The organism is Streptomyces sp. NPDC046931, assembly GCF_040644655.1.
Taxonomy (GTDB): Bacteria; Actinomycetota; Actinomycetes; order Streptomycetales; family Streptomycetaceae; genus Streptomyces.
Map to the genome: position 1 here is coordinate 148,950 of NZ_JBEYWX010000019.1, position 11,262 is coordinate 160,211.

At 73.6% G+C, this 11,262-nt stretch carries 4 protein-coding genes; all 4 read right to left on the bottom strand.

Going from position 1 to position 11,262, the window contains the following annotated elements; translation table 11 throughout:
- Nucleotides 1-370: 370 nt before the first annotated feature.
- From ABZ876_RS28360 to ABZ876_RS28375, 4 genes are read right to left on the bottom strand one after another with little or no spacing between them, the layout of a single operon-like run.
- Nucleotides 371-1,828, bottom strand: a complete 1,458-nt coding sequence (locus ABZ876_RS28360) for an MFS transporter (protein ID WP_361787058.1) — start codon at nt 1,826-1,828, stop codon at nt 371-373.
- The gene (locus tag ABZ876_RS28365; RefSeq protein ID WP_361787061.1) at nt 1,825-2,949 is read right to left on the bottom strand and encodes an alpha/beta fold hydrolase; all 1,125 of its coding nucleotides are present in this window, start codon (nt 2,947-2,949) and stop codon (nt 1,825-1,827) included. The genes ABZ876_RS28360 and ABZ876_RS28365 overlap by 4 nt, the downstream gene beginning before the upstream one ends.
- Nucleotides 2,946-5,324: a thioester reductase domain-containing protein gene (locus tag ABZ876_RS28370; RefSeq protein ID WP_361787063.1), complete on the bottom strand. Its 2,379-nt coding sequence runs from the start codon at nt 5,322-5,324 to the stop codon at nt 2,946-2,948. Before ABZ876_RS28370 ends, ABZ876_RS28365 begins: the two co-directional genes overlap by 4 nt.
- Nucleotides 5,317-11,241: an HAD-IIIC family phosphatase gene (locus ABZ876_RS28375; RefSeq protein ID WP_361787066.1), complete on the bottom strand. Its 5,925-nt coding sequence runs from the start codon at nt 11,239-11,241 to the stop codon at nt 5,317-5,319. Before ABZ876_RS28375 ends, ABZ876_RS28370 begins: the two co-directional genes overlap by 8 nt.
- Between the last annotated feature and the right edge of the window lie 21 nt (nt 11,242-11,262).

The window sequence follows — 11,262 nt, forward strand, 5'->3', positions numbered from 1 at the left end:
GTTGAGAGTGGCAGGGAGTGGGATCTCCTTGCCATTCCTTTTGGCCGTCGGCTGTAGACGGAATGCCTTTTCGCGCAGCGGCGCCCGCTGCGTACGGCGGGACGCCGAGCGGGCAGTCCGTCGTAGGCGGCGAGGTAGGCCAGGGCGCCGCCGCGGCCGTAGGTGTGGTTGACGCGCACGGCTCTGGCCTGCCCAGCAGGTGGGCATGGTCGCGGGCGAGCGTGCGGGCGTTGCGATGGTCAGTGTGCGCCCCTCCGTGGATGGTCAGTGTGCGCCCCTCCATGCCGATGTCCACCCAGAGGAGGCCGCACACTTCGGCCGGCCGCATGCCCGTCAAGCTCGGCGGCAGCGGCGCGTAGAGACGCTCGGCCTAGAGGATGCCGGTGTCCCGCGTCGGTGGTGGCGTCGTCTCGTGCGCGGGCTTCGGGGCGAGCCGGTCCCGGCGCATGAGGGCAATCGACGCCGCGCCGACCAGTGCCGCGAGGGCCGTGGAACCGATGGTGATCGCGGCGAAGCCCCGAGGGGAGCCGTGCGTGGTGTCGCCGACGAAACTCGCGAACAGCGAACCGAACAGGGACACGCCGACGGCCTCGCTGCCGAGCCGGACGGTGTTGATCCAGCCGGCCCCCATGCCCGCCTCGTTCTCCGGGAGCCGCGCCAGCGCCTCACCATCGACCAGGCCGGCCTGAAGACCGAACCCGACCCCGACGACCGCCATGGGAACCGCCATCCAAGCCAGGCCCTGCAGGGCGAGCACGCCCGTCACCACTAGGCCCGCGACCATCAGAGCCATGCTCCAGACGAGGATCCTGTCGGCGGACGTCCCGCCGGCCACCAGCCGGCCGGCGATCAGCGGGGCGACGAGGACGGGCACGGTCAGGAACATCAGGAACGCACCGCTGGCACCCGGTGAGGAGCCGTGCGCGCCCTGGAAGAACACGGGAAGGTAGGCGACCGCGTTGGTGAAGGTGAACGACGAGACCGCCACGACCAGCGCCATGCTGATGAAGCGCCGGTCGCGCAGGGTCCGCGGGCTCAGAAGGGGGCTCGGCGCCCTCGCCTCGGTGCGGGCGAAGAGCCCGTAGCAGCCGAGGCCGGAGGCAGTGCACAGCAGGAACGGTAGCGATGTCCAGCCGGTCTGCGAGCCGAGCGCCATGCCACCGAGCAGCAGGGTCGTCGCCCCGCAGAACAGCAGTCCGCCCGCGGTGTCGATACGGACCGCGCGCCGCCGCTCGTGCGCGGTGGCCCGGCGGATCAGGGGCATGCCGGCGCAGGCGACGGCCAGACAGCACAGCTGGAAGCCGTACACGAGGCGCCAGCCGCCCGCCTCGGTGAGCAGGCCGCACAGGATGGGACCGAAGGCGAGGGACAGACCGGCCACCGAGCCCAGCAGGGCGAAGGCGCGGGTGCGGTGCTCGCCGGTGTGGACCGACGACAGCATCGCCGTGCCCACCGAGAACACCGCGCCCGCACCCGCACCGGCCAGCAGCCGGGCCGAGTCCAGCACCGGGTAGTTCCCCGCGACCAGGCTGACGACCGAGCCGGCGCCGAAGGTCACCAGTCCGGCCATGAGGGACCGCCACCGGCCCATGATGTCCGCGAGCGAGCCCCACACCAGCGTCGAGCAGGCGAAGGTCAGCGTGAACCCGTTGAGGGCCCACTGCTCCCCCAGCGACGACGGCCCCAGGTCGTCGGCGATGTCGCCCAGGGACACGGCGGTCCCCGACACCGACAGCGGGACCGTGAAGACGGCGACGACGATGACGGGCAGCACCAGGCCGAGCCCGGGCGGCGGCGTGCCACCCGGGCGGGTGTCGCCCGCCGTCATCGCACTTCCCCGACCGGTGCGACGGGCGCGGGTCGCTCGGTGGCCGGCCGGCACTCGTCGAGGAAGTCCACGATGTGCCCGAACACGTCGAGGGCCGCGCTGCGGCCGATGAACGCGTCGAGGTGGCCGTAGCCGGGCACCTCCACATAGCGCACGTCCAGCTGCGGGTGCCGGCTGGTGAGGATCTCGTGGCAGAGCTTGTTGGAGTCGTACCAGAAGCGGTTGTCGTCCCCGGACAGCAGCATCAGGGGCGCCTCGATACGGTCCGCCGCGTCCAGTGCGTTCTTCGGCAGCACCGCGTAACGGCCGTCGGTGTCGTCGTACCGCATGACGCTGTGCGCCAGTTCGATGGAGCGCAGGTGCGGCAGGATCCACATCGGCACGGTGCCGTACAGGTCGGCGAGGCGGTCATGGGTGCGGGTGTCGAGGTTGTCGTGCACGAACAGCGAACCGCCCACGCCCCAGGAGTCGTTGTGCAGGATCTGGCAGTTGGGGTCCTTGCACTCGGCGCCCAGCGACACCTCCGCGAAGATCAGGGAGTACTTCGACCACAGCCCCACCTTCTTGATGTCGGTGGGGATGTTGACGAAGCGGGAGCGCAGCAGCTCCCCGCCGAAGTGCAGGCGTGCCCGGGTCTTCCAGGACATCTTCGGGGTGAGGAACACACCCTGCGCGACGACCCCGGCCAGCCCGGGCACCAGTCCGGCCGTCATGCTGAGCGAGAGGCACAGCGCGCCGATGCAGTGCGCGACGACCAGCAGCGGGCGGCCGTCGGTGCGCTGCCGGATCAGGGAGACGGCCTCGGGGATGTCGTACAGGGCGACGTCGTCGAAGGTGTAGCGGGTGCGGCCCTCGTTGTACGGCAGCCGGCAGCTGCCGCGCCAGTCGAGGAGCCAGGGCTCGTAGCCCGCGTCCAGCAGGACGTCGACCAGGTTGCGGGTCTCGGGCAGCACGAACATGTCCGAGGACGCGGTCAGGCCGTGCAGGATCAGCACCGCAGGCCGGTCGGCGCCGTCGTCGGCCGCCACCCGGGTCAGTGCGAGCCGGGTGCCGTCGGAAGCGGTGAACGGAATGTCCTCGACCCTGGCGGCCAGCGCATGATGGAGAGGCCTCGGCGTCATCGGATCTGCTCCCTTTCGATCATCAGCTTCCTGAACTTGCGCCGCAGCTTGTCCTTGTCCCGGTCGATGGCGTCCCGGCGCAGGTCCAGCAGCTCGGCCGCGGCGCGCATCGACGGCTCGACCAGCCCCATGCCGACCTGGACGAAGAACCACGACAGCCAGGTCAGCTTGGCCAGCCGCTGCTCCTGCGACGACAGGCGGGGGTCGACGCGGATGCCGTCGATCTGGTCGGGCACATAGCTCTTGCCGGGCACCTGGACCACACCGGCGAAGCTCGCCGGTTCGCCCTCGCGGCCGACGGTGATGTCCAGGGTGCGGGTCTGCTTCCAGAAGTCGTGCCGGGCACGGGCCGTCTTCCAGCCCTCCAGCCACCAGCGGCCGCCGTCCCGGTCCTGAAGGACCAGGCGGTAGCGCAGCAGCGGGTGGTCGCTGCCGTGCCGGTGCGGAATGCCCTCGTCGGGGCGGACCCAGATCTCGCCGTCCAGCACGGTCAGCGGCCGCGGGTGCAGCCGCTCGCACAGGACCTCGCCGCGGACGTGGACCCTGCGATGGCGTACGACCTGGTACATGCTCGCGATGGACAGGGTGAACGCCATCCGGCACACCGTGTCGGGCTCCGCGCCGACCGGGCCGACGTGGCCCTTCATCCGTTCCCGGAACGACAGGTACGGCGGGTCCTCGCGGCTGGGCAGCCGGGCCACCCCGTCCCGCGCCATCCGCTCGAACGCCTTCAACTGGGCCTCGCCGCCGTAGCGTTCGGGCAGCGGCAGGCGGTGCCGGGCCAGGAACTCCTCGGTGCGGTCCATGCCAGCCGCGGGCCCGAACATGAGCGCCTCGAACAGCTTGACGGCCGTCGGGCTGCTCAGGATCCGCACCAGGAAGTCCAGTTCGGGCACCGGGTCGGTCTCCTGCCGACGCAGCAGGTCGTCGCGCCACTCCTGCCAGCCGGTGGCCCGGACGTTCATCCCGGCCAGCTTCATGTCCTTGACCAGCTCCGTCAGGGTCTCGGCACGGCCGGTGAGGTTGTAGTTGCGGCCCCATGCCTTCGGGTCGAAGACGATCGCCGCCGCGACCTTGCTGATCCAGTCCACCGGCGCCAGGTTCATGAACCGGAACGCCGGTACGGTGCGGAAGCGGGAGATCGCCCCTATCAGACCGGTGCTCAGGTCGCGCGGGTTGTACACCCCGGTACGGGTGTGGCCGCCGATCGCGCCCGGGCGCAGGAAGGTGACGGTCAGTCCGTGCTCGCGGGCCCGCCGCAGGACCGCCTCCGCCGCCCACTTCGACTTGTCGTAGCCGGCGAACAGCTGGTCGACGTGCGCGACGGGGTCGTCCTCGCCCATGGTGGCGATGCCGACCTCGTTGAAGACCGCGACGGACGAGATGTGGTGCACGGGCTTGGGCCTGCCGGCCATGGCCAGCTCGGCCAGGTGCAGCGGGCCGACGACGTTGGTCTGCCGCAGCGAGGGGTAGCCGCGCAGGAAGTCCACGGCGGCGGCCACGTTGACGATCGAGTCGACCTCGTGGGCCAGCTTCTCCCAGCGCTCCTCGGACAGCCCCAGCCGTGGCCGGCGCAGGTCCGCCGCGAGCACCGTGACCCGGCGCCGCACCTCGAAGGACCACGGCTGCTCGAAGCTCGCCAGGGCCTCGCCCAGGCGCCGCTCGGCGGCCTCGTCGTCGTCGGCACGCACCAGGCACACCACCTCGGCGTCACCCCGGCGCAGCAGATCCAGCAGCAGATGGCTGCCGAGGAACCCGGTGGCCCCGGTGAGCAGGATGGTGCGCGGCTCGGTCCGTTCGGCCTGCCGGCTGAACGGCAGCCGGTCGGCGAGCGCGAGGTCGGAGAGGATCATCTCCAGGTCCTCGTCCCCCGCCGCCGAGGCCCCCGCCGGAGCGGCGGCCGGGAGGGCCTCGGGCAGCACCGCCGGCGCGGGGGCGGTCACGCCGCCGGTCTCGGCGGCGTCACCGGCCTCCGTTCCGCGCCGCGCCAGGCGCCGGGGCCGGGCGTCGGCGAAGACGTCGTCCAGGCTCATCCTCACGTCCAGCTCCCGCGCCATGAGCGCGACGAGCTCGACCGCGTCGACGGAGGACAGACCGGCGTCAAACAGGTCCGTGTCGACATCGGCCGCACCGCCCGGCAGGAAGCGGGCGGCCAGGCCGGCGATGGCGGTGGCGAGCTGGTCGGCGCCGCGGGGCCGCGTCCCGCCCGGCGCCTGCCCCCCGGCGGGGGCGGCGGGCCCGGCCGCCGCCTTGCGGAAGCGGGCCAGCAGGTCGGCCGCCTGGTTACGCCCTGCCGCGCGCCGCTCGATCACCTCCTCGTCGGGCCGGCGGTTGACACTGCGGTTGCGGCTGGTGCCGCTGCCCGCCTCAGGCATTGCTGACCTCCGCTGCGGTTTCCGATCCGAGGTCCCAGGAACGGAACTCCCGGAGTTGCGCCGGTGCCACGTCCGTCTCCAGCCGCGGCGCGTCGACCTCGCCGCCGCCCAGGCGGGAGACCAGACGCCGCGCCGGAATGTTGCGTGGCGTGTTCTCGGCGACGAGGCGCACCGTCGTGCACCCGAGGGCGTCCGCCCGGTCGGCGAGCCAGGCCAGCAGCCGGTCCTCCACCCCCCGGCCCAGCACCCGGCAGCTCATCATCCAGGCGACGACCTCCAGCGCGTCCCCGTCCCGGCGGACGGCGAGCACGCCGATCTGCCCGTAGGCGCCGAACCGGTCGCGCGCGGTCGCGGTCCACACCTCGCCGTCCTGCTGGAGTTGCCGCAACGCGCCGTCGTCCAGTGGGCGGGGCCGCAGATTGAACTGGTTGGTGCGCCGGCTCAGCTGGACGGTGCGTTCGGCCGTCGCGGCGGACACCGGCTCGATGTCGAGTTCGAGCCGGAGATTCTCCAGGAACTCCTCGAAGCCCATCCGCGCCCGGGCCGCGTCCCGTACCTGTTCCTGCTGGTAGAAGTCGGCCCGGGCGGCGTCCTCGGTGGTCGCCGCGCGCGGCACCATCGGCCACAACCCGGTGACGAAATCGGCGAGTTCACCCGCGGGCGGGCAGGTCAGGCACAGCACCTCGGGCAGCTGGGCGCGCACCCCGGCGATCTCCACCGGGTTGTCGTCGAGGAACAGGAAGCTGTCCAGGCCCAGGCTCAGGTCCTCGGCGATCCGCATGATCCGGGTCCACTTCGGCTCCCAGGCGGCGGAGATCGCCGCGAAGTGCTCGCGATGCAGCAGGCTGTCCGGCCGGTCGAGGACGCGGTGCACGGTCTCCTCGTCGTTGTTGGAGACCAGGGCGAGCAGCACACCGGCGGACCGCCACTGCACCAGCCGCCGGGCGAGCAGCGCCCGAGGGCCGGTCAGGTCGACGTTCTCCGGGCCGGCCTCACCGGCGATGCCGCTCCACAGCGTCTCGTCGCCGTCGACGACGATGACCTTCGGCGCCTTGCGGCGGATCTTCCACACCACGTCGGCCAGGCGCAGCGCGACGACCGCCTGGAACTCCTCCTGGAAGGGCAGGTGGGCCATGTCGTCGGTGTGCGGGTCGAAGATGTCGTCGAGCCCGTCGGCCGGGTACTCGGCGGACCAGGACTCGGCGGACAGCACGGCGATGCCGGGCTGGTCCATGAGTTGTTCCGTCACCTGCCGCTCCCAGGCGCGCAGTTGCTCGTCCCGCGACCGTTCGGGGAGGAAGGCCACCACGAGCGGGGTGCGGGTGCGTTCGGCGAGGGCGCGCAGCGTGGCCGGGTACTCCTCGGCGAGCTGGGTGAGCAGGTCGTCGTCGGCGGGGGCGAAGCGGGTGAGGTCGCCGGGGCGGAGCAGGACGAGGGCGGCCGCAGTCCCCGGCCGGGCGAGGACGCTGCCCGGGTCGTGCAGGCTCGCCAGGACCTGGTGGTAGGGGGCCTCGACGACCTCGAAGGGGCCGCCGTCGATGTCGGCGTCCTCCACGGCGACCTCGAGCAGGGCGGGGAGGTTGCCGAGGGCGAAGGTGGCGGCGACGGCGATCCGGCCGGCCGGTTCGGCCCGGTCGGCGGCGGAGGGCGCCGGGGCCACCGCCGCGTCCTCGGCCACCGCCGCGTCCTCGGCCACCGCCGCGTTCTCGGCCACCGTGGCACCTTCAGCCACCGTGGCGCCGTCAGCCACCGTGCCGTCGGCACCCTCCGCCCTCGCGGCCACCGTGGCCTCCGGGTCCTCGGCGAGGTCGGCCGCGAGGGCGAGCAGGCCGCTCGCGAGGGCCGCGCAGCTCTCCTCGTCCAGGACGTCGGCGTTGTACTCGAGCCCGACCTTCCCCAGGCCCGGCATCACCGTGACCATCAGGTCCAGGTCGGACCAGCCGGTGCCCGCCGGCACGATGCTCAGTCCCTCCGCCGCGCCGGCCTGCGGCGGCATGTAGTTGAAGTACACCTCGACCAGGGGCGCGTCCTTGCGGTACAGCCCCTCCTCGACCAGGGCCGGCATGGCGTCGAAGAAGCTGACGCCCCGCTCCAGCACCCGGCTCAGCCTGCGGTCCGTGCGCAGCAGCACCTCTGCGCCGGTGTCGCCGGCCGTGACCTCGGCGGCGAACGGGATGGGCAGGCCGAAGTACCCGACGGCGTCGAGCGCGCCCACGTGCATACGGGTGTCCACCGGCACCGCCAGCACGAACCGCTCGCGTCCACGCAGACGGGAGAGGTGCACCGTCAGCGTGCCGAGCCAGAACGCGGCGGGGGTGACGCCCAGCTGGGTGGCCCGTTCCACCACTCGCCGCGCGAGCTCGGGCGGCAGGTCCGCGAGGTGCATGGCCGACCGGAAGGACCGCTCGGCGGGACGCGGACGGGCCAGTTCCAGGTCGAGCCGCCGGGCCCCGGCGAAGTCCGCGCGCCAGTCGCTCACGGCCGACGGGCCGTCGGTCCCGGAACCGGCCGGTCCGGCGGGGCCGCGCGCCTGGGCGCGCAGCAGCAGGTCGATGTCGCGGTTGGTGACGACCGCCGGCGACGCCTGGCCGCCGAGTTCGGCGCCGAGTTCGTGGGCGACCAGCATCAGCGAGGCCAGGTCCGAGACGGCGTGGTGCGCGCCGAAGACAAGCACCTGGTCGCCCGACGGGTGGGCCAGCAGCTCGAACCGCCACAGCGGCGAACGGGCCACGTCGAAGGGCGGCTCCATCAGGGCGCACAGCCGTTCGTCCACGTCGGTGCCGTCGGCCACCTCCGACCAGCTCAGCAGGTCCCCGGCCGGGTCGCGGCGGACCTCCAGCCGCTGCCCGCCGTCGGCGTCCGCGACGATCGCGGTGCGCAGCGCGGCGTGCCGGCCGGCGAGCCGGGCGAGCGCCTCGGTGAGGCGGTCGGGGGTAGTGGGGTGCGCTAGCCGTACCGCGAGCCCGATGTGGTGGGTGACGCTCGGCGTGCCGTGCTGCTCTGCGCGCAGCAGGCGTACGACGTCCCGGGTGGCGGGGTAGTGCTCGACGTCCGCGACGACGGCGGTGTCCGCCGCCTCCGCCGCCGGGCCCGCACCGGTGCCGGCGGTGCCGGCCGTCGCGGCGAGGAGGGTGTCGGCGATGGTCTCGATCGTGGCGCCGTTGAACATCGCCGCGATCGGCAGGGTGTGGCCGAAGTCCGCCTCGACGAGGCTGCGGATCTGCATCGCCATCACGGAGTCCAGGCCCTGTCCCACCAGGGGTGCGGCGGTGTCGAGTTCGTCGCTGCCGAAGCCCATCGTGCGGGCGAACCGGTGGCGCAGCCGCTCCACGACCGCCTCCCGGGAGTCCGGCACCGCCGGCATCCCGGCTCCGGGGCGTGTCACGGAACCGCGTGCGGCGACCCGGCGGCGGGGCGGGAACAAACCGGCCAGCAGCGGGGGCAGCAGAGCCGGTTCGGTGGTGCGCAGGACGGGCGGGTTGAGGGCGGCGGCCACCAGGACGGCGTGGCCGCCCTCCCCGTCGGTCGTGTGCCGGGTCAGCGCGGCGTCCAGCAGGGCGAGCCCCTCGTCGGTGCCGAGCGCCGTGATGCCGCCGCGGTTGATCCGCTCCAGGTCCGCCTCAGCGAGGTGCCCGGTCATCCCGGTGGCCTCGGCCCACAGACCCCAGGCCATCGACAGGCCGGCCCGTCCGGTGCTCCGCCGGTGCTGCATCAGGGCGTCGAGGAACGCGTTGGCGGCGGCATAAGTGCCCTGCCCGGCCCCGCCGAGGACGCCCGCGACGGAGGAGAAGACCACGAAAGCGGACAGATCCGCGCCGGCCGTCAGCTCGTGCAGATGCCAGGCCGCGTCGGCCTTGGGCCGCAGCACCGCGTCCAGTCCGTCGGCGTCGACCGACTCGATCACACCGTCGTGGAGGACGCCGGCCGAGTGGATGACGGCGGTCAGCGGGTGCTCCTCCGGCACCGCCCGCAGTGCCCGCTCCAGCTGCGCGCGGTCGGCCACGTCGCAGGCCAGGACGGTCACCCGGGCCCCGGCGGCGGCGACTTCCTGGCGCAGGGCCGAGGCTCCCTCGGCGTCCGGGCCGCGCCGGGACAGCAGCAGCAGATGGCGGGCGCCGCGCCGGGCGGCGTGCCGGGCCACCTGGGCGCCGAGACCGCTCGTCCCGCCGGTGATCAGCACGGTGCCCGTGCCCAGCGCGTCGAGGGGGTCGCCTGCCGGTTCCGACGCCTGGCGGCGCAGCGCGGGAACGTAGGTGCGTCCGGCGCGGATCGCCAGCTCAGGACGCCCGGACCGGACGGCGTCCGCCAGCACCTCGTCGTCGAGGTCGTCGGTGTCGGCGTCGACCAGGACGACGCGTCCCGGGTTCTCCGCGCGGGCCGACCGCAGCAGCCCCCACACGGAGGCGTGGGCGAGGTCGACCGGCGTGCCGTCCCTCTCCGCACCCGTGAGCACGGCCCGGCGGGTCACGACCACCAGCCGCGCCCCGGCGGGCAGGTCCCGCGCCAGCCACTCCTGCACCGCGCGCAGCGTCTCGTGGAGCACGCCACGGGTACGGGCCGGCGGATCACCGGCGTCGGTGCCGGTGACCTTCAGCAGCGTGGGCTCCGGAGCCGCCGTGTCGTGCTCGGCGGCCTCGGGCCGGTCGTCCTCGGCCCACTCCACCGACAGCAGTGTGCGCAGATGGGTGTCCGGGGTGGCGAGGTCCTCGGCGGTCACCGGGCGGACCAGCAGGGAGTCGACGCGGGCGACCGGTGTACCGGTCGGATCGGCGGCCTCCACGGTGAAGGTGTCCGGCCCGGTCGGCGTGACCCGGACCCGCAGGCCGCTCGCGCCACGGCGGTACACGGTGACGGCACCGAAGGAGAACGGCAGCCGCGTCGGTCCGGCCGCGCGCACCTCGCCGTCCGCCGCGGCCGCCTGGAGCGCCGCGTCCAGCAGGGCGGGGTGCAGGGCGAACGCCGGGGCGTCCTCCGCCTGCCGCCCGGGCAGGCCGACCCGCGCGAGCACCCCGTCACCGGACCGCCATACGTCGGACAGGCCCTGGAACGCCGGGCCGTACTCCAGCCCGGCCTCGGCCAGGGTGTCGTAGTGCGCGACCGCGTCGAGCGGACGCGCCTCGGCGGGCGGCCAGGCCGTCCCGTACAGCTCCCCCGTGTGCTCCGGCACCGCCTCGGCCCGGTCGACGAGCCGGCCGCTCGCATGGTGGGTCCACTCCTGGGTGCCGTGCCGCCGGGAGTGGATGTCCACCGGCCGGCCCGTGGCGCCGGCGGCGCCCACCTGCACCTGGAGGTCGACCTCACCGTGCTCGGGCAGGGACAGCGGCGCGTGCAGGGTCAGGTCGCGCACGCCGGGGCAGCCGACCTCCTCGCCGGCCCGCAGGGCCAGCTCGACGAAGGCGGTGCCGGGAAGGATGACGGTGCCGAAGACGGCGTGGTCGGCCAGCCACGGGTGGGTGGTCCGGGAGATCCGCCCGGTCAGCACCACGTCGTCACCACCGGCCAGGCTCACGGCGGCACCCAGCAAGGGGTGCCGTACGGCGTCGAGTCCGACGGAGCCGACGTGCGCGCCGGTGGCCGGGGTCTGCCAGAAACGCCGGTGCTGGAAGGCGTAGGTCGGCAGGTCGACCAGACGCCCACCCCGCGTCCACGCCGACCAGTCGACATCGACACCGGCGACGAACACCTCCGCCGCGTTCCGCAGCAACTGAGCCTCTTCACCCTCATTACGGCGCAGGGTGCCGACCGAGACCAGGCCGCTCACGCCCTGGTGGTCGGCGTTCTGCGTCACCGCTCCGAGCAGGACGGGGTGGGGGCTGGTCTCGACGAAGACCCGGTGCCCGTCGCGCAGCAGCGTCTCCAGCGCACGGTCGAAACGGACCGTCTGGCGCAGGTTGGTGAACCAGTACTCCGCGTCCATACCCGCGGTGTCGATCACCTC

Coding starts and splice junctions, on each gene's coding strand:
- ABZ876_RS28360 (WP_361787058.1), bottom strand. CDS start 1,828: ATGACGGCGGGCGACACCCGCCCGGGTGGCACGCCGCCGCCCGGGCTC.
- ABZ876_RS28365 (WP_361787061.1), bottom strand. CDS start 2,949: ATGACGCCGAGGCCTCTCCATCATGCGCTGGCCGCCAGGGTCGAGGAC.
- ABZ876_RS28370 (WP_361787063.1), bottom strand. CDS start 5,324: ATGCCTGAGGCGGGCAGCGGCACCAGCCGCAACCGCAGTGTCAACCGC.
- ABZ876_RS28375 (WP_361787066.1), bottom strand. CDS start 11,241: ATGGACGCGGAGTACTGGTTCACCAACCTGCGCCAGACGGTCCGTTTC.